This window comes from Burkholderia pseudomultivorans, from assembly GCF_902499075.1.
In the GTDB taxonomy this organism is placed as follows: Bacteria; Pseudomonadota; Gammaproteobacteria; order Burkholderiales; family Burkholderiaceae; genus Burkholderia; species Burkholderia pseudomultivorans.
On record NZ_CABVPP010000040.1, the window covers coordinates 15,289 to 36,750 of the forward strand.

28 protein-coding genes are annotated in these 21,462 nt (G+C 70.6%); 21 read left to right on the forward strand and 7 right to left on the reverse strand.

The window, feature by feature from the left end; translation table 11 throughout:
* Positions 1-8 precede the first annotated feature (8 nt).
* The 7 genes from BST28156_RS22960 (at position 9) to BST28156_RS22990 (ending at position 5,493) form a co-directional block, all read left to right on the forward strand.
* The gene (locus BST28156_RS22960) at positions 9-1,037 is read left to right on the forward strand and encodes an SDR family oxidoreductase (RefSeq protein ID WP_006398915.1); all 1,029 of its coding nucleotides are present in this window, start codon (positions 9-11) and stop codon (positions 1,035-1,037) included.
* 31 nt (positions 1,038-1,068) lie between these two features.
* Complete coding sequence (locus BST28156_RS22965) at positions 1,069-1,368, forward strand: DUF2795 domain-containing protein (RefSeq protein WP_006398916.1); 300 nt, start codon at positions 1,069-1,071, stop codon at positions 1,366-1,368.
* A gap of 58 nt (positions 1,369-1,426) precedes the next feature.
* Positions 1,427-1,993 (forward strand): hypothetical protein, encoded by a 567-nt coding sequence (locus BST28156_RS22970; RefSeq protein WP_006398917.1) that lies wholly within the window; start codon positions 1,427-1,429, stop codon positions 1,991-1,993.
* 131 nt (positions 1,994-2,124) lie between these two features.
* Positions 2,125-2,982: an SDR family oxidoreductase gene (locus tag BST28156_RS22975; protein WP_012217881.1), complete on the forward strand. Its 858-nt coding sequence runs from the start codon at positions 2,125-2,127 to the stop codon at positions 2,980-2,982.
* A 26-nt stretch (positions 2,983-3,008) separates the two neighbouring features.
* Entirely contained in the window at positions 3,009-3,623 is a 615-nt protein-coding gene (locus tag BST28156_RS22980) for a DUF4142 domain-containing protein (RefSeq protein WP_012217882.1), read from the forward strand.
* Between the two features lie 57 nt (positions 3,624-3,680).
* Positions 3,681-4,289: a DUF892 family protein gene (locus BST28156_RS22985; protein ID WP_006398920.1), complete on the forward strand. Its 609-nt coding sequence runs from the start codon at positions 3,681-3,683 to the stop codon at positions 4,287-4,289.
* A gap of 28 nt (positions 4,290-4,317) precedes the next feature.
* Complete coding sequence (locus tag BST28156_RS22990; protein ID WP_012217883.1) at positions 4,318-5,493, forward strand: alcohol dehydrogenase catalytic domain-containing protein; 1,176 nt, start codon at positions 4,318-4,320, stop codon at positions 5,491-5,493.
* A 75-nt stretch (positions 5,494-5,568) separates the two neighbouring features.
* Here the strand turns inward: BST28156_RS22990 and BST28156_RS22995 are convergent, their stop codons facing one another.
* Positions 5,569-6,873: an Nramp family divalent metal transporter gene (locus tag BST28156_RS22995; protein WP_012217884.1), complete on the reverse strand. Its 1,305-nt coding sequence runs from the start codon at positions 6,871-6,873 to the stop codon at positions 5,569-5,571.
* Positions 6,870-7,529, reverse strand: coding sequence for a UdgX family uracil-DNA binding protein (locus BST28156_RS23000; RefSeq protein WP_012217885.1), 660 nt, complete (start codon positions 7,527-7,529; stop codon positions 6,870-6,872). The genes BST28156_RS22995 and BST28156_RS23000 overlap by 4 nt, the downstream gene beginning before the upstream one ends.
* 205 nt (positions 7,530-7,734) lie before the next feature.
* On the opposite strand from BST28156_RS23000, the gene BST28156_RS23005 reads away from it, so the two are divergent.
* Positions 7,735-8,283 (forward strand): response regulator, encoded by a 549-nt coding sequence (locus BST28156_RS23005; protein ID WP_006398924.1) that lies wholly within the window; start codon positions 7,735-7,737, stop codon positions 8,281-8,283.
* Positions 8,284-8,385: 102 nt separating this feature from the next.
* Here BST28156_RS23005 and BST28156_RS23010 read toward each other — a convergent pair whose 3' ends face one another.
* From BST28156_RS23010 to BST28156_RS23020, 3 genes are all read right to left on the reverse strand, one after another.
* Positions 8,386-8,871, reverse strand: a complete 486-nt coding sequence (locus BST28156_RS23010) for a PRC-barrel domain-containing protein (protein WP_006398925.1) — start codon at positions 8,869-8,871, stop codon at positions 8,386-8,388.
* An 88-nt stretch (positions 8,872-8,959) separates the two neighbouring features.
* A complete protein-coding gene (locus tag BST28156_RS23015; RefSeq protein WP_006398926.1) occupies positions 8,960-9,391 on the reverse strand; it encodes a CBS domain-containing protein in 432 nt (143 codons plus the stop codon).
* Positions 9,392-9,444: 53 nt separating this feature from the next.
* Positions 9,445-9,705, reverse strand: coding sequence for a hypothetical protein (locus BST28156_RS23020; RefSeq protein WP_006412871.1), 261 nt, complete (start codon positions 9,703-9,705; stop codon positions 9,445-9,447).
* 151 nt (positions 9,706-9,856) lie between these two features.
* Between BST28156_RS23020 and BST28156_RS23025 the strand changes: the two genes are divergently transcribed.
* The 11 genes from BST28156_RS23025 to ligD all read left to right on the forward strand — a co-directional run bounded on the left by BST28156_RS23025 (position 9,857) and on the right by ligD (position 18,441).
* Positions 9,857-10,162: a hypothetical protein gene (locus tag BST28156_RS23025; protein ID WP_006398928.1), complete on the forward strand. Its 306-nt coding sequence runs from the start codon at positions 9,857-9,859 to the stop codon at positions 10,160-10,162.
* 367 nt (positions 10,163-10,529) lie between these two features.
* On the forward strand, positions 10,530-10,760 hold the full coding sequence (locus BST28156_RS23030; RefSeq protein WP_006398930.1) for a hypothetical protein: 231 nt from the start codon (positions 10,530-10,532) through the stop codon (positions 10,758-10,760).
* The gene (locus BST28156_RS23035; protein WP_012217886.1) at positions 10,757-11,068 is read left to right on the forward strand and encodes a hypothetical protein; all 312 of its coding nucleotides are present in this window, start codon (positions 10,757-10,759) and stop codon (positions 11,066-11,068) included. The genes BST28156_RS23030 and BST28156_RS23035 overlap by 4 nt, the downstream gene beginning before the upstream one ends.
* A 44-nt stretch (positions 11,069-11,112) precedes the next feature.
* On the forward strand, positions 11,113-11,424 hold the full coding sequence (locus BST28156_RS23040; RefSeq protein WP_006398932.1) for a hypothetical protein: 312 nt from the start codon (positions 11,113-11,115) through the stop codon (positions 11,422-11,424).
* 20 nt (positions 11,425-11,444) lie between these two features.
* On the forward strand, positions 11,445-11,954 hold the full coding sequence (locus BST28156_RS23045; RefSeq protein WP_006398933.1) for a DUF892 family protein: 510 nt from the start codon (positions 11,445-11,447) through the stop codon (positions 11,952-11,954).
* Positions 11,955-12,142: 188 nt separating this feature from the next.
* Positions 12,143-13,570 carry an RNA polymerase factor sigma-54 gene (rpoN, locus tag BST28156_RS23050; protein WP_012217887.1) on the forward strand — a complete coding sequence of 476 codons (1,428 nt, stop codon included), beginning with the start codon at positions 12,143-12,145 and terminating at the stop codon, positions 13,568-13,570.
* Positions 13,571-13,634: 64 nt separating this feature from the next.
* Positions 13,635-13,823: a DUF3008 family protein gene (locus BST28156_RS23055; RefSeq protein WP_012464947.1), complete on the forward strand. Its 189-nt coding sequence runs from the start codon at positions 13,635-13,637 to the stop codon at positions 13,821-13,823.
* A gap of 46 nt (positions 13,824-13,869) precedes the next feature.
* A complete protein-coding gene (locus BST28156_RS23060; RefSeq protein WP_006398937.1) occupies positions 13,870-14,031 on the forward strand; it encodes a DUF1328 domain-containing protein in 162 nt (53 codons plus the stop codon).
* A complete protein-coding gene (locus BST28156_RS23065) occupies positions 14,028-14,414 on the forward strand; it encodes a DUF3022 domain-containing protein (protein WP_012217888.1) in 387 nt (128 codons plus the stop codon). The genes BST28156_RS23060 and BST28156_RS23065 overlap by 4 nt, the downstream gene beginning before the upstream one ends.
* A 175-nt stretch (positions 14,415-14,589) precedes the next feature.
* The gene (gene ku / locus BST28156_RS23070; RefSeq protein ID WP_012217889.1) at positions 14,590-15,633 is read left to right on the forward strand and encodes a non-homologous end joining protein Ku; all 1,044 of its coding nucleotides are present in this window, start codon (positions 14,590-14,592) and stop codon (positions 15,631-15,633) included.
* Positions 15,634-15,657: 24 nt separating this feature from the next.
* Positions 15,658-18,441, forward strand: coding sequence for a DNA ligase D (gene ligD / locus BST28156_RS23075; RefSeq protein WP_012217890.1), 2,784 nt, complete (start codon positions 15,658-15,660; stop codon positions 18,439-18,441).
* A gap of 6 nt (positions 18,442-18,447) precedes the next feature.
* Here the strand turns inward: ligD and BST28156_RS23080 are convergent, their stop codons facing one another.
* Positions 18,448-19,767: a cation:proton antiporter domain-containing protein gene (locus BST28156_RS23080; RefSeq protein WP_006398942.1), complete on the reverse strand. Its 1,320-nt coding sequence runs from the start codon at positions 19,765-19,767 to the stop codon at positions 18,448-18,450.
* Positions 19,768-19,806: 39 nt separating this feature from the next.
* A complete protein-coding gene (locus tag BST28156_RS23085; RefSeq protein ID WP_006398943.1) occupies positions 19,807-20,163 on the reverse strand; it encodes a DUF3175 domain-containing protein in 357 nt (118 codons plus the stop codon).
* Between the two features lie 154 nt (positions 20,164-20,317).
* On the opposite strand from BST28156_RS23085, the gene BST28156_RS23090 reads away from it, so the two are divergent.
* Positions 20,318-20,701, forward strand: coding sequence for a hypothetical protein (locus BST28156_RS23090; protein WP_012217891.1), 384 nt, complete (start codon positions 20,318-20,320; stop codon positions 20,699-20,701).
* 86 nt (positions 20,702-20,787) lie between these two features.
* A complete protein-coding gene (locus BST28156_RS23095) occupies positions 20,788-21,150 on the forward strand; it encodes a DUF3022 domain-containing protein (RefSeq protein ID WP_012464946.1) in 363 nt (120 codons plus the stop codon).
* Positions 21,151-21,462: the final 312 nt, after the last annotated feature.

Here is a 21,462-nt window from a genome sequence, read left to right on the forward strand (position 1 = left end):
GTCCAGTGATGAACTGCATGCTCAAACCGGTCGGCGAGCAGACGATCGTGATCACCGGCGCGACGAGCGGCATCGGCCTCGTGACGGCGCGCAAGGCGGCACGGCGCGGCGCGAAGCTCGTGCTGTTCGCGCGCAACGCGGACGCGCTCAACACGCTCTGCGAAGAAATCCGCCAGCACGGCGGCCTCGCGGTGCCGGTCGCCGGCGACGTCGCGAACATCGAGGATCTGCAGCGCGCGGCCGCGCAGGCGGTCGAGACGTACGGCGGCTTCGACACCTGGGTCAACAACGCGGGCGTGTCGATCTTCGGCACCGCGGCGACGGTGCCGCTCGAGGATCAGCGGCGCCTGTTCGACACCAACTATTGGGGCGTCGTGCACGGCTCGCTCGTCGCGGCCGATCATTTCCGGCGCCAGAACGACCTGCGCGGCGGCGCGATCATCAACATGGGCAGCGAGGCGTCCGACGCGCCGCTGCCGCTGCAAAGCGCATACGTCGCGTCGAAGCACGCGGTGAAGGGCTTTACCGATTCGCTGCGGCTCGAACTGGAGTCGGACCGGCTGCCGGTGTCCGTCACGCTGATCAAGCCGGCCGCGATGGACACGATGTTCGTGATGCACGCGAAGAACTACATGAACGTCGAGCCGAAGCTGCCGCCGCCGATCTACGACCCCGAACTCGTCGCCGACGCGATCCTGTTTGCGGCCGCGCATCCGCGCCGCACGCTGTTTGTCGGCGGCGCCGCGAAGCTCACGTCGGCGAGCGCGTATCACGCGCCGCGGCTGTTCGACCGGCTCGCGGCGACGCTGTTCTCGCGCGGCCAGCGCACGGTGCGGCCGGCGCGGCCGCGCGACGACAACGCGCTCTACGAGTCGCGTCATGCGCTGCACGAGCGCGAAGGCATGGAAGGGCCGGTGCTGCGCTCGTGTGCGTACAACACGGTCGTGCAGCGTCCGAAGGTCGCGAGCGCCGTCGCGCTGACCGCGGCCGCGCTGCTGTTCGCGGCCGTCGCGCGGTCGCGCCGCGCCGCGGCGTGATTTCGTTCCACTTTTCGAAGGAGGCATCGCAATGACATCCCGACAACATACGGGTCACGAGCACAGCCACTCGCGTGCGCACGAAGGCGAGCGCACGCAGCAGGATCACGACAAGGGCGGGCACCAGACCGGGCACGGCAAGCCGCCGAGCCCGATCGACGTGCAGAAGGCGCTGAAGGGGCTCGACTATCCGGCGAGCAAGTCGGACGTCGTCGAGTGCGCGGAGCGCTCGCACGCGGATCCGGACGTGCTGGAGATGCTCAAGCAAATCCCCGATCGCGAGTACGAAACGCCGGCGTCGGTCTCGAAGGAACTGGGCCGGCTGATGTAAGCGCCGCGCCGCCGCGCGCCGGCCGCGCGCGCGGCGCACCGTCACGAGGAGCAGAGCAATGGCGATGATCGTCGCAGGTCGGTTCACGACCTTCGAGGAAGCGGAAGGCGGCGCGCGCCGCCTTTACGAGCGCGCATTCGGCCCGGACGACGTGTCGATCTTCTTCCTGAATCCGGGCGGGCAGCATGCGCGCTTTCCGGTCGGCGGCGACGTATACGCCGACACGGCGGCGAAGCCCGGCGGCCGCGGCGCGGTCGTCGGCGTGATGCGCGGGCTCGCGATCGGGCTCGTCGTCGGGCTGATCGTCTATGCGATCGGCCTGCGCTACTGGTTCGTGCCGGTCGCCGGCGCGCTGGCGGGCGCCTATCTCGGCGCGTTCGGCGGCGCGCTCGGCCGGATGCGCGGGCAGCAGGCCGAAGGGCGCGGCACGCTCGCGAAGACCGAATCGGGCGTGATTCTCGCCGCGCGCGTGACGCCGGGCAGCGCGACGACGGCCGAAGACGTGCTGCGCGCGACCGGCGCGACGTCGATCGAGCGCGTCGAAGGCGACTGGCAGAACGGCGAATGGCGCGATTTCGATCCGGTGCGCCGTCCCGACGAGGCTGGCGCCGCGGGCCCGCGTTGAGCCGCGTATTTTCTGCACGCATTTTGCAATGCCGCGCGCGCGAGGCCGCGCCGTCGGCGCCGCGCGGGCGCACGGCGCACGGCACGGCGCTTGCGTCGCGCTGCGCACACCGTCGTTGAAGGAGGAACCCCATGACCACGGCACAGACGCCGCCGCCGCAGAAGCAGACGCAGCAACCGGGCACCGAGCGCGAGATGAATCCGAAGCCGCGCGACGAAGCCGCCGATTACGTCGGCAGCGGCAAGCTCGCGGGCAAGGTCGCGCTCGTCACCGGCGGCGACAGCGGGATCGGGCGCGCGGTGGCAATCGGTTTCGCGAAGGAAGGGGCGGACGTCGCGATCGTCTACCTGAAGGAGTCCGACGATGCCGCGCATACGAAGCGACTGATCGAGCAGGCCGGGCGGCGCTGCGAAGCGATCGCCTGCGACGTCGGCGACCGGCAGCAGGCGTTCGACGCGGTCGCGCGCACGGTCGAGCGGCTCGGCCGGCTCGACGTGCTCGTCAACAACGCGGGCGAACAGCATCCGCAGCCGAGCGTCGAGGAAGTCAGCGAAGAACAGCTCGAACGCACGTTCCGCACCAACGTGTACGGCATGTTCTTCTGCACGCAGGCCGCGCTCAAGCATATGCAGCCCGGCGCGCGGATCGTCAACACGGCATCGGTGACGGCCTATCACGGCAGCCCGAAGCTGCCCGACTATTCGGCGACGAAGGGCGCGATCGTCGCGTTTACGCGCTCGCTGTCGATCGAGCTCGCCGAGCGCGACATCCGCGTGAATGCGGTTGCGCCGGGACCGATCTGGACGCCGCTGATTCCGTCGACATTCACGGCCGAGCAGGTCGCGAAATTCGGCTCGAACGTGCCGCTGAAGCGGCCGGGGCAGCCGGATGAACTGATCGGCTGTTACGTGCTGCTCGCATCGGAAGGCGCGAGCTACATGACGGGGCAGACGCTGCACCCGAACGGCGGCTCGATCGTCGGCGGCTGACGCCGCCTCACGCAAGGAGGAACCGAATGAGAACCCAACACTGGACGATCGCGGCACTCGCCGCCGCGGGCGTGCTCGGTCTGTCGACGGCCGCGCACGCACAGATGCCGAGCGAGCCGCCGGCATCGAATTCGCACGTGCCGGGCGGCGTCGTGAACCCGTCGTCGGGCGCGGCCGCTGCCGACAGCGGCATCGCGAAATCGCCGCAGGGCACGGACGCCGAGTTCGTCGACAAGGCGGCGCTCGGCGGCAAGACCGAGGTGCAGGCAAGCCAGCTCGCGCTGAAGCAGGCGAAGTCGGCCGACGTGCGCACGTTCGCGAAACGGATGGTCGCCGACCACAGCAAGGCGAACGCGCAGCTGACGAAGCTCGCCGCGCGCAAGGGCATCAAGCCGCAGGCCGAGCAGATCGCCGACCCCGACGTCGAGGCGCTGCGCGGCAAGCAGGGCCACGACTTCGACGTCGCGTACGTCGCGGCCGCCGGCCCCGATGCACACCGCAAGACGATCGCGCTGTTCGAGAGCGAGGCGCGCGACGGCAAGGATGCCGATCTGCGCGCGTTCGCCAAATCGACGCTGCCGACGCTCAAGCATCACCTGAGCATGGCGGAGGCGCTGCAGCGCAAGGTGGGCGCGCAGTAACGCGCGCCCGGTTCAACCCCAGGGCCGCGCGTGCGGCCCGATTTTTCGGAGGCAGTCATGGCCCAACGGCAAGCGAAACACGAAGGTATCCAGGAACTGCTGTGCCAGGCTTACGAGACCGAGCTTGGCGGCGAGAAGGTGTATCAGGCGGCGCTGCAGTGCGCGGTGGACGAGGATCTGCACAAGGAGTGGGAGAAGTACCATCGCGAAACGCAGCATCACCAGGAAGTGCTGCGCAAGGTGTTCGACGCGCTCGGTCTCGACCCCGATACGCAAACGCCGGGCCGCGCCGCCGTCGCCGCGACCGGCAAGTCGCTCGTGCAGGTGATCGAGCACGCGAAGAAGCAGGCCGATCCGGCCGTCGCGCAGGTCGTCGCGGCCGAATGCGTGGTGCTGGCCGAGACGAAGGATCACCTGAACTGGGAGCTGATCGGCTATGCGGCCGACCAGTTGTCGGGCGACGCCGCGAAGGTGCTGAAGGAGGCGCACGACGAGGTCGAGCCCGACGAAGACCATCACCTCTACCACACGCGCGGCTGGGCGCGCGAGATGTGGATCCAGTCGATGGGCTTCAAGGCCGTGCTGCCGCCGCCGGAAGAGGTGAAGAAGGTCGAGTCGGCCGCGGAAGCGGCGCGTGCCGAGCGCTCGCGCGGCAAGATGATGTAACGCGTCGCCGGCCACGGGGAGAACGCCGATGATGGCCTTGTGCTGGCACGGCAAGCGCACCGTGCGCTACGAGCGGGTGCCCGATCCGGCGATCGAGCACCCGCGCGACGCGATCGTCAAGGTGCGGCGCTGCGCGATCGGCGGCGCCGATCTGCATCTGTACGACGCCGCGATGCCGGGGCTGAAGGACGGCGCGATTCTCGGCCGCGAATTCGTCGGCGAAGTCGTCGAGGTCGGACGCGAGAACCGGCATCTGCACGTCGGCGATCGCGTCGTCGTGCCGTTCGTCGTCGCCTGCGGCGAATGCGAGCAGTGCCGGCGCGGCAATTACTCGGTGTGCGAGGCGTCGAACCCGAATCGCGCGTTCGTCGAGCGCGTGTACGGGCAGGGCACCGGCGGCCTGCTCGGCGGCGGCCATCTCGCCGGCAGCTACGCGGGCGGCCACGCCGAATACGTGCGCGTGCCGTTTGCCGACGTCGCGCCGATCCGCCTGCCCGACGAACTCGACGACGAGCGCGCGCTGCCGCTCGGCGACACGCTGCCGGCCGGCTGGCAGGCGGCTGCGCAGTGCGCGATCCAGCCGAACGACGTCGTCGCGGTGTGGGGCGCGGGCGCGGTCGGCCTGTTCGCCGCACTGGCCGCGCGGCTGCTCGGCGCGCGCGAGGTGATCGCGATCGACTGCGTGCCCGCGCGGCTCGAATGCGCGCGCACGCTCGGCGCGACGCCGCTCGATTTCACGAAGCTCAGCGTGGCCGACACGCTGGCGAAACACACGCGCGGCAAGGGGCCCGACAAGTGCATCGACGCGGTCGGGCTCCACGCGCACGCGATCGACGCCGTCGATGCGCCGCTCGACCGCTTCAAGGAAACCTCGGCGCCCGGCGTCGACCCGCCGCACGTGCTGCGCGAAGCGGTCTATGCGTGCCGGCCGGGCGGGATCGTGTCGATCGCGGGGCTGTACGGCGGCCTCGTCGACAACGTGCCGGTCGGCGCGATCGTGAACAAGGGACTGACGCTGCGCGCGGCGCAGACGCACGTGCCGCGCTGGAGCGACGAACTGCTCAAGCGCATCGCCGACGGCCAGATCGATCCGTCGTTCGTCGTCACGCACCGTGCGCGGCTCGAGGACGGGCCCGCGCTCTACGAACTGAGCCGCACGCGCAGCGACGGCTGCATCAAGGCGGTGATGCAGCCGGGAGAGTGAGCGCATCGGGCGCGTCGTTGCACGCGCCGGCATTCCGGTACTGCTCGCCTTTCCCGCCTTTCCCGCCGTTCGCGGCTACGCCACCATATCGACGACCATCGTGACGACCGCGGCCGCCATCAGCGCGACGGCGAGCCAGCCGAAGCATTTCGACACGATGCCGGTGCCCGGCCGCCCGTCGATGCCGCGCCGCGCGGACAGCAGCATCACCATGACGAGCATCGGCACCGCGGCGACGCCGTTGAGCACCGCGCTCCAGTACAGCGCGCGGATCGGATCGATCGGGCTGAAGCAGATCGCGATGCCGACGACGACGCAGAGCGTGAGCACCGTATAGAACGCGGGCGCACGCCGCACGGGCTCGTTCAGCCCTTCGCGGAAGCGCCAGGCTTCCGCGCAGCCGTATGCGGCGCTGCCGGCGAACGCGGGAATCGCGAGCAGGCCGCAGCCGACGATGCCGAACGCGAACACGAGAAACGCGGCTTCGCCGGCGATCGGCCGCAACGCCTCGGCGGCCTGTGCGGTGCTCGCGATGTCGTGCTCGCCGCGCGCATAGAACACGGCCGCGCCGACGACCATGATGCAGAACGACACCGCGTTGGTCACGACCATCCCGGCCCACGTATCGACGCGGATCCGCTGCGCCTGCCGGTCGCAGAGCGCGGTGTCGCGCGCGCTTGCGCCGTTGCGCTGCGCGGCCTGCGCGTCCTCGACTTCGAGAGCGGCCTGCCAGACGAACAGATACGGGCTCAGCGTCGTGCCGAGCACCGCGACGGCGGTCGTCGCGTACGCATGCGAGAACGCGATCTGCGGCAGCACGAGCGCATGCAGCGCGTGCAGCCAGTCGACGTGCACGAACGCGAGCTCGATCACGTAGGCGAGCAGCGCGAACGTGAGCCACTTCAGCCAGCGCGCGTAACGCTCGTACGACATCGTCACCTGCAGCGCGAGCGAGACGATGCCGTAGACGGGCGCGAACCAGTAGCTGCGGCCGCCGACGACGAGCGCGGTCGCGTCGCCCATCGCGGCGAGGTCGGCGCCGACGTTCACGACGTTGACGATCACGACGAGCGCGATCAGCGCCTTCGCCGCGCGCGCCGAATAGTGCTGACGGATGCCCGCGATCAGCCCTTCGCGATTGCTGCGGCCGATGCAGGCGGAGGCGATCTGCACGGCGACCATCATCGGCAGCGTGACGACGATCATCCAGAGCATGTTGAAGCCGACCTGACTGCCGGCCTGCGCGTAGACCGCGACGTTGCTCGGGTCCGCGTCGGACGCGCCGGCCAGCAGCCCCGGTCCGAGGCGGCGGTACCACGGCGGCCGGGCGGGCCTGGCGGTGTCGTCGGCGGGCGGCGCGTCGCGTCGCGCGCTGCTCATTCGGCGTCTCCGCGGCCCGCCTTCGGCTTGCCGTCGTCGCGCGCGAGCTTCGACGCGGTGCGCAGCGCATCGACGAGCGTCTGGTACGCGTGCTCGCGCGAATCGGCGCCGCGCGTGCGCAGCACGTACGACGGATGGTAGGTCGCGACGACGAGATAGCCCTGCGCGGTGCGCGTGGGCGTCGGCGTGCGCTGGAGCGTCGCGTCGTTGTCCTGCAGCACGGCGCGCAGCGCGGTGCCGCCGAGCGCGACGATCACGCGCGGATGCACGCTCTCGAGTTCGCGGTCGAGCCAGTAGCGGCACGCGGTGATCTCGCGCTGCGCGGGCGTCTTGTGCAGACGCCGCTTGCCGCGCGGTTCCCATTTGAAGTGCTTGACGGCGTTGGTCAGATAGACCGAACGGCGATCGATGCCGGCCGCGTCGAGCGCGCGGTCGAGCACGTGGCCGGCCGCGCCGACGAACGGCACGCCCGTGCGGTCCTCCTGATCGCCCGGCTGCTCGCCGACCAGCACGATCGACGCGTGCCGCGGGCCGGTGCCCGGCACCGGCTGCGTCGCGTGTTCCCACAGCCCGCAGCGCCGGCATGCGTCGAGCGTCGCGGGTCGCTGATCGTCCGGCGTGTCGTCGGCGCCGGAGGCGGACGATGCGCGCGTCATCGCGCACGCGCTCCGCATGCCGGCGCGCGGCGCGCGTGCGCGCATCGCGTGCCGGCCGACGACAAAGACTCGATCGCTGGCATCGACGGCTCCCGTTTTCGATGAATACGACAGCACACAGCAACCCGCATGCCACCGCCGGTCAATATGGGCGCGCGCCTTGCGTGGCCGCCGGCATCCGGCATTCGATCACAGGAGAAAAGCCATGCCTATTGCCCCCGGCGACGATCCGGCCGCCGACGACGTGCTGCTGTGGCGCTCGCCCGATAGTGTGCCGCGCCGCCCGCGCCGCGTGCTGGTCGTCGACGACTATCGCGACGCGGCCGATGCGCTGCAACTGCTGCTCGACGCACGCGGCTTCGAATGCCGCGTCGTCGACGATCCGTTCGCGGTGTGCGACGTCGCGCGCGACTGGCAGCCGTTCGCGATCGTGCTCGACATCGCGATGCCGAGGCTCGACGGGCTGCAGCTCGCGCGGCGGCTGCGCGGCGACCCGCGCACGGCCGACATGCTGCTCGTCGCGTGCAGCGCGTTCGCGTCGCCGGTCGATCGCGAGCGCGCACGCGAAGCGGGCTTCGACGCGCATTGCGCGAAGCCGCTGACGCCGCATCCGTTGCTGCGTTATTTGGAAGCCGCATGCGGCGCGCGCGCCGCGCAACGCGCGGACGGCGCCGAGCGCGTGGACGGCGCGGGGCGCGCGGACGGTGCGGACGGGCTCGACGGCGCGGACGGCGCCGTTACACGCGGCTTGTAAAAACGCGTGACGGCGCGCGGCGCATATAAAGGCCCGCGCATAAAAAAACCCCGCCGGAGGCGGGGTGCGGACCGCGTCGCCGTCGCCGGCGACACGTCGCGATTACAGGCGGCCGTCGCGCGCGCGCGGATCGTTCAGGTCTTCGGTCGGATCGGTGAGGCCGAGTTCGTCGCCGGCGCTCCAGTACGGCGTGCTGCCGTAGTACTCGTGCAGCGGCCCCGCCCATTGCGGGTCGGCCATCGCCGGCCAGTGATCCTTGTCGAAGCCCGGCGCATTGCGGATCCGCTCGGACGATACCGACAACAGGAAGCACTTGCGTTCCGTGTCGAGCGTCAGCGCGCTCCACGGAATCGCGAGCAGCTTGTCGCCGATGCCGAGCAGGCCGCCGCTCGACAGCACCGCGTACGCGACGCGGCCCGAGCGCACGTCCAGCATGATGTCCTTGATCTTGCCGACATCGTCCCCGTCGGTCGTGTAGACCTTGTTGCCTTCGAGCGTATCGGCTGCCATCACGTCGGGACCGGGGCCGTCCGCCGTTGCGGCCCCCTTGCCGACGATGCGGGTCTGTCCTTGATCGGGAGTCTGCATGATTGTCCTCCTGCTGCGTGGGCGCGGCCGGCCGGATCGGGCGCGGGCCGCGCGTTCGGGGTAATGACGCGAACGGACACCGTGTCCGTCACGCCTGCTTCGGCTGCGACACGCCTTCCAGCGTGTTCGCGAGCGCGTCGCGCGACGGGCCGGCCGTGCGCGTCGCGATGTCGGCGAGCGAGAGCATCCCGACGAGCCGCTTGTCGTGATCGACGACCGGCAGACGGCGCAACTGCGCATCCGCCATGTAGTGCTGGATCTCGTCGAGCGAATCGTCGTCGAAACACCATTCGATCGGCCCGGACGCCACTTCGTGGACGCGCGTGTCGGGCGGCTTGCCGGCCGATACCGCGCGCACCGCGAGATCGCGATCGGTGACCATCCCGACCAGCCGGTTGTTGTCGCACACGGGCAGCGCGCCGATGTCGTAGCGCGCCATCAGTTCCGCGGCATGGCGAATCGAGTCGGTCGGCGCGATGCGCACGACGTCCTGCGACATGATTTCGTTGACGCGATGCATGTAGTCCTTCCTCCTTCGGGTTCGGCCCGTCGTTCTCGCAACGGGCGTGCCGCTCAGCGTCCGCCTTCGTCCTGCTCGCGCTTTTCCTGCCACGGCCCGTCGTCGTGCGTGCCGGGCGGCGTGTCGGGTTCGATCCGCGTGACGCCGCCCGTCGACGGCGCGTCGCTCGCGGGAAACGTGTCTTCGAGCGACTTGTCGATGTGGCGCTCCGAATGGCGCGTGCGCGCGCTGTCGCGATCCTTCAGCGGCGGCGTCGGGTCCGGCTGCTGCCCGGACGACGGCGTGCGCTCTTCGGATCGGGTCGTATCGTTCATGGCAAGTCTCCGTGTCGATGACGTACGAAAAGCGCGCAATGCGCGTTCCCGTAGTGGTCGCGCGGCACGCGGCTTGCCGCGTACGACGCAACTGAGCCGGCGCTTCACAAGTGAGGTGCGCCGGCGCGACAGTCGAGCGGGAGGCACGACGATGATTCCGATCAAACGACAGCCGCGTGTGCGCTACGAGGTCAACGTATGCGGCGGCGGATTCGATTCGGTGAAGCACCACTTCACCGCGTGGAAGCAGGAGCCGCTGATCTATCGGCCCGAGCGCCGCATGTTCGAAGGCAAGGCCGACGTGCGGCCGCTCGGCGACGAGACGTTCGGCGCAACCGAGCCCGCGCGCTTCGCGCTGCAGCGCGCATGCGAGCCGGGCGATGCGTACGCGCTTGCCGCGCGCGTGGAAGACGAAGGCCGCAATCTGTGGCTCGTGATGGCCGCGTACGACACGTAGCGATGGCCTTCGCTCGTCGCGCTCGTCGCACACGGTGCAGAGCGGCCGCGCGTGTCGCGCGACGCGCATGCACGGGATGCGATGTGCCGCGTGGTACGCGCATGCCGTGCGCGCTTGCCCCGCCGTCGCCTCGCGCGCGCGTGCGCGCGCGTCGCGCCCCGTCCGCACGCCATCGCCGCGCGCATCGCTCGCATGAAAGATTTGCAGCGCGCGGTGTAGCGAAGTCACGGTGGCGCGCAACGCCTCGCACGGACGCGGGCCGCTCGCGCCGCGCATCCCGCACGGCGGACGGAACGCGGTTTGCGGCCCCGCACGGCGACGCCACCGCGAGCGACATCGTTCGCGACACGACCGTCACGGAGCACCCATGAACGAGGACCTTGCACATTCGCTGCATCGGCCCGATCCGCCGATGCCCGATACCGAGCCCGAACCGGTGCCGCCGCCCGCGCCGGAACTGCCGCCCGACGTGCCGCAGCCGTACCACGACCCCGAAGGCGATCCCCCCGAACACCGGCCGCCCGAACGCGAGCCGCCGGCGCCCGTGCCGCCTGCGCACGCCGCAACGCCGCGCGCGCGGCAGGAGTGCACGCGATGAGCATCCTGGTGAAGCAGGGCATGTTGCGCGACATCGCCGAGATGCTCGGCCGTCATTTCGAAGCGCGCGCGATGCCGTTCCACGTCGAGGAGCAGCCGGCCGGCGCGCTTCATATCGGCTTTCGCGTCGACGGGCATCCGGCGTCGCTGACCGTCACGTTCGACGCGGACGCGTTCGCGGCGCTCGAGCAGGCCGACGTCGCGCGGCAGCGCGGCGCGCTCGCGCGGATGGCCGCCGAGTTCGACGCGATGATGGCGCGGCGCGGGCCGACCGCGTACGCGGCCGACTTTCATTTCAACCGGCTCTGAGCGTGCGCGCGACGCACGCCGGGCCCCCTTGCATGGAGGTCTCGATGAAATCGATCCATTCGCTGTCGGTCGCCGTCTGTGCGGCCGCCGCTGCATGCGCGATGAGCGCCTGCACGCAACCGAACACGTATGGCACGACGGGCGCGCCGCCGCCGCCCCATCAGGGCGGCAACGCGTCGCCGCCGACCGAGACGATGCCGGACGCGAACACGCGCTACGACACGCGTCCGTCGCCGGGCAACACGATGCCGCAGCGCTCGACCGGCACGCCGACCGGCGTGCCCGATCCGAACGTCGGCGGCGCGCCGACCAACACGCGCCCGGCGCCCGGCACGCCGCCGCCGATGCAGTACTGACCGGCGCGACGGAGCAACGGATGGCGACGCCGCACGCCCACCTCGAGGACTGGCTACGCGACGCGTATGCGATGGAGCATCACGCGCAAGCGTTGCTCGACGCGCAGGCGCGTCGCGTCGGCCACTACCCGCTGCTGCAGGACCGGCTGCGACGGCATCGGGACGACACGCTCGGCCAGCAGGCGCTCGTCGAGGCGTGCCTGCAGCGGCTCGGCACGACGCCGTCGACGATCAAGGATCTCGGCGCGCGCATCGGCGCGTACGGGCAGGTGGCAACCGCGATGTTGTCGGGCGACGAAGTGGTGAAGGCGACGATGGCCGCGTACGCGTTCGCGCAGGTCGAGATCGCCGCCTATACGGCGTTGATCGCGGCCGCGCGTGCGGCCGGCGAGGCCGAGATCCACGCGTGCTGCGAGCGCCTGCTGCAGCAGGAGCGCGACATGGCCGCGTGGCTGCTGCGTGAGCTGCCCGACGTGACGACCGCGTTTCTCGACCGCTCGGCCGTCGACCGGATCGACGCGAAACGCTAGCGCGGCGGCGCGCACGCGAATTGCGCCTCCAAACTTGCCGCCCGCTTGTAAAAAAGCGGGTGCGGAAGGGGCCGAAAGTAGGGCGCGTACGCGCCGAAGCCCCGTCCGGCGGGCGTCTGCGGGACTGGCATGGAAGCTGCATAAGTCCGGCATACGAATTTCCGCGAACCCATTCAGGAGGACCGCAGATGTCCGTCACGCTTGCGCTCCAGATGCGACAGCATCTGGCACTTACGCCGAGGCTCCAGCAGTCGCTGCGCCTGCTGCAGTTGTCTTCGCTCGAATTCCAGCAGGAATTGCGGCAGGCGCTCGACACGAACCCTTTTCTTGAAGACGGCCAGGGCGACGACGAGGTCGCCGCGCCGGACCCGGCGGCCGAAGCCGCCGCGCCCGAGGCCGCGCCCGAGCGCGACGAGGTGCGCCCGGTCGACGGCGAGCTGTCGTACACGGCCGCGCCCGCGCCGCGCGGCGGCAGCCGGCAGGGCGAAGACGGCGGCGACCTGTCGCCCGGCGAATGGATGGCCGCCGAGCCGTCGCTGCATCAGCACCTGCACGAGGCGCTGCGGCTCTATCCGCTGAACCGGCGCGATCGCGAAGCGGCGCGCCTCGTGATCGACGCGCTCGACGACGACGGCTACCTGCGTCAGGAGCCCGGCGACCTGCTCGGCGCGGCCGATCCGGCGCTGCTGCTGTCCGAGCGCGATCTGTCGGTCGCGCTGCGGCTCGTGCAGATGCTCGACCGGCCCGGCATCGCCGCGCGCTCGCTGTCCGAGTGCCTGCTGCTGCAGCTCGACGCGATTCCGGCCGGCACGCCGGCGCTGCCCGAGGCGAAGGCGATCGCGCGCGAACATCTCGAACGCCTCGCCCGCCGCGAGACCGCCGAGATCCAGCGGCGCATCGGCTGCAACCAGCAGACGCTGCAGGCCGCGTGCGCGCTCGTGCGCGGGCTCGACCCGCGTCCCGGCAACCACTACGGCAGCACGCGCGGCGACTACGTCGTGCCCGACGTGATCGTGCGTCAGGTGCGCGACGAATGGGTCGTGACGATCAACCCGGCCGTGCTGCCGCGCGCGCGGCTGCACGAGCGCTATGCGACGCTGTTCGCGCAGTCGAGCGGCGAGCGCGACTCGCCGCTCGGCCAGCAGCTGCAGGAAGCGCGCTGGCTGATCCGCAACGTGCAGAAGCGCTTCGACACGATCCAGCGCGTCGGCGAATGCATCGTCGCGCGGCAGCGCGACTTCTTCCGCTACGGCGAGATCGCGATGAAGCCGCTCGTGCTGCGCGACATCGCGGAGGAGCTCGACCTGCACGAATCGACCGTGTCGCGCGCGACCGGCAACAAGTACATGGCGACGCCGCACGGCACGTTCGAGTTCAAGCATTTCTTCCCGCGCAAGCTGGAGGCGGCGGGCCGCGGCGTGTGCTCGGCATCGGCCGCGAAGGTGCTGATCCGCGACATGATCGCCGCGGAACGGCACACCGATCCGCTGTCGGACGTCGCGCTGACGCAGAACCTCGCCGGCCGCGGCATCCTTCTTGCGCGCCGGACGGTGACCAAGTATCGGCAGGCGATGAAGATTCCGCCGGCCGAGCTGCGCCGCCGCGACGCCGCATGACGACGCGTGCGGCCGAACCGATCGCGCGCCGCACTGCGGCGCGCGCGAACCCACGGAGCGAACCATGCCAGCGAAATCCCAGGCCCAGCAGCGCGCGGCAGGGGCGGCCCTGTCGGCCAAGCGCGGCCGCACGAAAATGCAGGACCTGAAACCGCCGTCGAAGTCGATGGCCAAATCGATGAGCGAGAAAGAGCTCGAGAAAATGGCCTCGACGCCGACCCACGGCAAACCCAGGCACAAGCACGATTCTTGATCGACGACGATGGGCGTCGACGGTCGCTGTTCCCCAGGAGGAATCCATGCTTCGATACGCACTCATCTTCTTCGTCATCGCGATCATTGCAGCCGTGTTCGGCTTCGGCGGCATCGCTGCCGGCGCGGCCGAGATCGCGAAGATCCTGTTCTACATCTTCGTCGTGATCTTCCTGGTCACGCTGCTCTTGGGCGTCGTACGCCGATGACGGCAGCGTCCGACCGTTCGCAGCGCATCGCCGAAATCGAGCATGCGCTGGCGAACGGCTTTCCGTCGCAGTCGACCGTGGTCGTCCACGCGGACGACGCGTCGGGACGGTTGACGATCCAGGTGTCGTGGGTGCGCGCGCCGGTCGAGGCCAGCGCGCGCGAGTGGCGGTGTGCGGTCGATCTGCGGTTCGAACCCGACGTGATCGCCGGCTACGCCGCGCTCGACGCCGCCGAGCGGCTGCGCGTGCGCACCTATCTGTGCGATCTCGCGCGGCGCGCGATCGACGAGAACAAGCCGCGCGTCGAAGATGCGGCGATCGAATGCAGTGCGGCGCTCGACGTGAGCGCCGCCGACATCGGCGACGCGTCGCGCGGGCCGTGACGCTCGTCACGGCGCGCGCCATGCGCGCTCGCGCGCAGCGACGCGTGTCGCGCGTGGCGGTCGCACGACGGGCCGCGTGCCCGCGCGGCGCGCTGTGCGGCCACGGCTGCACACGCACGCCGCGCGCGCCCCCGCACGCCGCGCGCGTGCGCGGCTGCCCGCAAGGAGGAAAGGCATGGCAGCACGGATGATCTGGAAAGGCGCGATCAGCTTCGGGCTCGTGCACGTGCCCGTGCAGCTGTTTCCGGCCACGCGCACCGTGAAGCCGTCGTTCCGGCTGCTCGACAAGCGCTCGATGGACCCGGTCGGCTATCGGCAGATCAACAAGCGCACCGGCAAGGAGGTGTCGCGCGACGACATCGTGCGCGGCTACGAGTACGAGAAGGAGCGCTACGTCGTGCTGACCGACGACGAGATCCGCGCGGCTAACCCCGAATCGACGCAGACGGTCGACATCCTGACGTTCGTCGATCAGGAGGCCGTGTCGTTTCTCTATCTCGACACGCCGTACTACCTGGTGCCCGACCGCAAGGGCGAAAAGGTCTACGCGCTGCTGCGCGACGCGCTGAAGGACAGCGGCAAGATCGGCATCGCGCTCGTCGTGATGCGCGACAAGCAGCATCTCGGCGCGCTGATTCCGGTCGGGCCGCTGCTCGCGCTCGACACGCTGCGCTGGCAGGACGAACTGCGCGGGCTCGACGAGCTGTCGACGCCGGTCGAGGATGCGAAGCGCGCCGGTGTCAGCGCGCGCGAGCTCGCGATGGCGAAGAAGCTGATCGACGACATGTCCGGCGAATGGACGCCCGAGCAGTATCACGACACGTTCCGCGACGACATCCTCGAACTCGTCGAGCGCAAGGTGCGCCAGGGCCGTATCGAGGAAATCGAGGAACGTCCGGCCGATCGCGGCCACGTGCCGTCGAACGTCGTGGATCTGACCGAGCTGCTCAAGCGCAGCCTGCGCGGCGGCGGCCGCGGCTCGGAGCGCGCGGCCGCGAACGAGGACGAACACGACGAGGACGCCGACACGCGCCCGCGCGGCCGCCGCCAGCCGGCCGCCGCGAAGCGCGGTGCAAAGACCGCCGCGAAGACGAGCGCCAAAACCGCGACGAAAACGGCCGCGAAGCGCACCTCGGCGGCCAAGCCCGGCGACAAGCGCGGCGACGGTGCCGCCGCCGCGAAAAAGACCGCCGCGCGCAGCAAGAAGCGCGCGGCATGACGCCGCGACACGCAAGGTGACACGATGGCCGGCAAGCTCGATCCGTATCGCCGCAAGCGTCATTTCGACGCGACGCCCGAACCCGAAGGCACGCGCCGCCGCCGCGCGCCGGCCGACGCGCAGCCGGCCGAGCGCGGCCGGCATCCGCTGCGCTACGTGATCCAGGAGCATCATGCGCGGCGCCTGCATTACGATTTCCGGCTCGAACTCGACGGCACGCTGAAGTCGTGGGCCGTGCCGAAAGGGCCGAGTTTCGATCCGTCGGTCAAGCGGCTCGCGGTGCACGTCGAGGATCATCCGCTCGAATACGCGTCGTTCGAAGGCGAGATTCCGGCAGGCCATTACGGCGCGGGCTCGGTGATCGTCTGGGACGAGGGCACGTGGACGCCCGAGGGCGGGCTCGCGAAGGCGCGCGAAGGCTATCGCGCCGGCAAGCTGAAATTCCGGCTCGACGGCGAGAAGCTGCACGGCGGCTGGGCGCTCGTGCGTAGCGGCCGCCAGGAAGGGCGGCAGGAGCAGTGGCTGCTGATCAAGGAGCGCGACGACGACGCGCGCAGCGCCGAGGCATACGACGTCGTCGCGCAGCAGCCCGGCAGCGTGCACGACGGCGCCACGCGCGGGCATGCGACGAACGGGCATGCGCGGGCGCGCCGACGCGGCGAGAAGGCGGCCGGCAAGGAGCCCGACGCCGAGGCGGACGCCGACACCGACGCCGACGCGCCACGCGCCCGCGCGACGAAAGCGAAACGGCCGCCTGCACTGTCGCGCGTCGAAGGCGCGGTGCGTGCGCCGCTGCCGGAGCGCATCGCGCCGCAACTCGCGACGCTCGTCGATGCGCCGCCCGCGCACGGCGACTGGCGCTACGAACTGAAGTTCGACGGCTACCGGATGCTCGCGCGTATCGCGGGCAAGGGCGCGCGGCGGCGCGTGACGCTGATGACGCGCGAGGGCCGCGACTGGACGCCGAAGCTGCGCGCGCTGCGCGATGCGCTCGCGGCACTCGAGGTCGACGATGCATGGCTCGACGGCGAAGCGGTCGTGCTCGGCGAGAACGGGCTGCCCGATTTCCAGCTGCTGCAGAACGCGCTCGGTTCCGGGCAGTCGGATGCGGTCACGCTGTTCGTGTTCGATCTGCCCTATCTGAACGGCTATGACCTGCGCGATGCGCCGCTGACGGCACGCCGCGCGCAACTCGAACCGCTGTTCGACGCCGCCGATCCGGCGCGCCTGCGTTTTTCGCCGGATCTCGGCAGCGATGCGGCCGGACTGATCGCCAACGCGTGCGACACGGGCCTCGAAGGGCTGATCGGCAAGCGCGCGGATGCACGCTACCGCGCGGGACGCTCGCCGGCCTGGATCAAGCTCAAATGCCGGCGCAGGCAGGAGTTCGTGATCGGCGGCTATACGGAGCCGACCGGTAGCCGCCACGGCTTCGGCGCGCTGCTGCTCGGCGTGCACGAGCCGGCGCCGAACGGCAAGCGCACGCGCGGCGCGTCGCCGCTGCGCTACGTCGGCCGGGTCGGCACCGGCTTCGACACGCGGATGCTCGACAAGCTCGCGCCGCTGCTGCGCGAGCACGAACGCGCGTCGTCGCCGTTCGATCCGCCGCCGCAAGGGTGGTCGCGCACGCGCGTCCACTGGGTCGAGCCGACGCTCGTCGCCGAATGCGAATTCGCGGAATGGACCGGCGACGGCATCGTGCGGCAGGCCGCGTTCGTGGCGCTGCGCGAGGACAAGCCGGCGTCGCAGATCGTCAGGGAAGTCGCACGCCACCCCACCACGGAGAACACGATGGACGAGCGCACGAGCTCATCCGCGCGGCGCGGCCGCGCCGCGGCCGACACGCATGACGGCGGGCAAGATCGCGCGCAACACCGCGCGCAGGAACGCGCGCCCGCCGCACGCGGCAAGTCGGCGCCCGATCAGGTCGGCCAGGTCCGCATCACGCATCCGGAGCGCGTGCTCGATCGCGAGAGCGGCACGCGCAAGATCGATCTCGCGCACTACTGGGAACGCGTCGCGCCGTGGGCGTTGCCCGATCTCGCGGGCCGCCCGGTGTCGCTCGTGCGTGCGCCGCAGGACATCGGCGGCGAGCTGTTTTTCCAGAAGCACGCGGAGCGCCGCGAGATTCCGTTCGTCACGCAGCATCCGGGACTCGACCCCGGACACGGTCCGCTACTGTCGATCGACAGCGTCGATGCGCTGATCGGCGCCGCGCAGATGGGCACGATCGAGCTGCATACGTGGAACGCGCACGCGTCGAACATCGAGCGGCCGGACCGGATCGTGTTCGACCTCGATCCCGATCCGGCGCTGCCGTGGCGCACGATGATCGAGGCCGCGCAGCTCGTGCGCGGGCTGCTCGACGAGCTGGGCCTCGTGTCGTTCTGCAAGACGAGCGGCGGCAAGGGGCTGCACGTGGTCGTGCCGATCACGCGGCATTCGGGCTGGGACGAGATGAAGGACTTCTCGCGCGCAGTCGCGCAGCACATCGCGGGCGCGCTGCCCGACCGCTTCACGGCGACGATGGGGCCGCGTCACCGGCGCGGCAAGATTTTCATCGACTATCTGCGCAACGGCCGCGGCGCGAGCACGATCGCCGCGTATTCGGTGCGTGCGCGGCCCGGCATGGGCGTGTCGGTGCCGATCGACTGGGACGAAGTGCCGGCCACGACGGGCGGCGCGCAGTGGACGATCGACACCGTGCACGAACGGCTCGACGCGCTCGAGCGCGATCCGTGGGAAGCGTACGCGGACACGCGCCAGCGCATCACGGCCGCGATGCGCACGCGCCTCGCCGCGCGCTGAGCGCCGTCAATGCCGGCGCTGCCGGCGGTGATACCAGTTCATCAACGGCGTCGCCGAGATGCCGTGCGCGACCACCGACGCGGACACCACCGCGAGCACCGGCGCCGAGAGCGGGCGCACGGTATCGGTCGGCCCGTGTTCGAGCGCGAACAGCAGGTAGTAGAACGAGCCGATGCCGCGGATGCCGAACCAGGCCATCAGCCGCCGCTGCGCGATCGTCGCGCGCGAGCCGGCCAGCGTGAGGCGCACCGCGAGCGGCCGCACGACGACGAACAGCAGCGCGGCCAGCGCGAGCGCGCGCCACGTGATCAGCGGGCCCGGCAGCGTCGCGAGCACGCTGCCGACCATCGTCATCACGACCGCTTCGGCGATGCGTTCGAGTTCGATCGTGAAGCCGAGTACCGATTCGGCCATGAACGCATGGGCCTTGTCCGGATCCTTTTCGGTTGCGACGACGTCGGCCGAGTCGACCTGGCCGATCACTTCGCGCGGATCGCGGTCGCCGCTCGCGCGATGCTCGACGCGGCGCATCGCGACGCCGGCCGCGAACGTCGCGATGAAGCCGAACGCATGCGCGACTTCCGCGGCGCCGTACGACAGCACGATCAGCGCGAGCGCGAAGAAGCCTTCGAAGCCGAGCGCCTGCGCGTAGCGCATGCGCAGCCAGCCGATCGTCTTCGTCGTGATCCAGCCGAGCCCGCCGCCGATCGCCGCTGCGCCGACGATGCCCCAAGCGGTCGCGAGCGCGAACGACAACGACAGCGGCGCCCTGCCGTGCGTCGCTTCCGGCGCGCCGCAGAGCGCGAGCGCGGCGAGCGCGAACGGCAGCGCGATTCCGTCGTTCATCCCGCCTTCGCCGGACAGCGCGAAGCGCACGAGGTCGCGATCGCCGGGGTCGTGCACCTGCACGTCGTGCGCGAGCACGGGATCGGTCGGCGCAAGAATCGCCGCGAGCAGCAGCGCGGGCGCCCAGCCGATGCCGAGCGCGAACACCGCGCAGGCGGCAAGCAGCGGCACGGTGACGATCATCGCGAGCAGCCCGAGCCGGCACGGCACGAGCCACAGCGGATCGGACAGCGGCACGCGCAGCCGCAGCCCGATCGCGAACAGCGACACGAGCAGCCCGATCTCGACGATCATCCGCAGCAGCGCCGCGTCGTGTTCGATGTCGACGTGCAGCAGTCCGGCGCCCGCCGGGCCCAATGCGATGCCGAGCACGAGATAGATCATCGCGGTGCTGCACGGCAGATGACGCAGCGCCGACGTCGCGATGCCCATGCCCATCAGCACCGCGCCGGTGATCAGATACCACAGCGTTTCATGCATGCGTGCAGTCCGGAAACGGGAGGCAGGCGCACGCGTGCGTCACGGCTTGCGGCCGAACGCTTCGCGCAGCTTGCGCTTCGCGCGCTCGAGCGTCGTGCGGCGCGTTTTCGGCAGGTTGCGGCCTGCGCGGTTCACGTAGAAGTTCAGCATCGACATCGCCGACTGGAACGGTGTCGCCTTGCGGCGGCGGCTGCGCTCGGCCGAGCGTTTCAGCGACGCGGCGATCTCGCCCGGATCGTCGGACTTGAAGATGTCGGGCTCGAGGTCGAGCGCGTCGCTGTCGCGCGTGACGTCGGCCGACCAGCGTTTCGCGTGGCCGCGATCGGTGCTGCGCGCGCGGCCGGCGCGCCGCGTCAGGCGTTTGCCGCGCGCGTGCGGCGGAGAGGAAGATGGCATTGCATGACGCTCCGTCGTTGGCGTATGCGACGACGGCCCGCAATTCGCGTGCCGGCCGAGGCCGGTGCACGACAAGCGCATTCGACCCACTGACGGCATGGGCCTTGCTGAAGAAACGGGGCAGATACTTCATTTCCGTTACGGAGAATCCGTCATGACGTCAGCCCTATCCACCACGAAATCCCCTGCGTGCCGCGTGCTCGGCTGCGCGGCCGCCGCCATGCTCGCGGCCGCGGCCGCCGCGAGCCCGGCGCTGGCACAGAACTCGCAACAGTCCGATCACGGCTCCGGCGCGCCGCTGTCGGCCGGCACCTCGAGCAGTTACACCGGCAACGGCGATACGGCCGCGCCGCCGCCGCCGAACATGCAGCAGTCGGACGGCGGACGCGGCGCGATGTCGTCGCACAGCGGCGCGAGCGGCCACGCGAAGCCCGGCGCGAAGGGCGCGGGCGCCGGCAACGGCCGCTCGCCGGGCGCGACCGGCTCGGGCGGCGGCGGTGCCGGCGGGCAGGGCAGCGCCGATTCCAGCGGCTACTGACGATGTCGCGCCGGCTCGCGGCCGGCGCGGCGCGATGGCCGACGCCCGCCGCCGCGGCGGGCGCGGCGACCACGCAGGAGGACATCATGCAATCGAACCCCCGAATCGGAATCGAGCCGTACGACATCGACGACGACCCGGACGCGGACGACCTCAACACGACAGTGCACCTCGACGTGGCGACCGGCAGGATCACGTTTCATGCGGCATGGGCGATCGCGCCCGATGCGCCGCCCCACGCCGTGCGCCACTCGGTCGTGCTCGCGCTCGACTGCGACACGATGGAGCGCTATGCGGACCTCGACGACGGCGCGCGCATGCGCGTGCACGCGATGCTGCACGACTCGGTGCAGGCCATGCTCGAGCGGCTGCACGACCTCGACGAAGACCAGACGCTGACGGTCGAGCTGACCGACGCGATGCTCGACGTCGCGACGCGCCTGCAGTGACCGGCGGAGTGTCCGCCGGGTGTCCGCGGCCGCGAAACTGTCTCGACGCTGCGACACATTGCGACGGCGCGTGTCGCGTGCGAGAGCCGGCGCACGGGCGCAGCCTGCCGGTTACATGCCGTTGAAATCTTTGCAGTGAACGATGGAAGCCGCCGCGCGCGCCGCGCCGGCAGGGTCGGAGAGCGGTTTGCGCGTCGTTCGCGAAGTCCGACCGCAGGCCGAAGCGCGCGTTGTGTGGGGTAGCGCACCGGGCGTGGCACGTCGATTGCTGCTGTCGGGTGAGGGCACGATCGGTGCCGCAACCAGCATGGA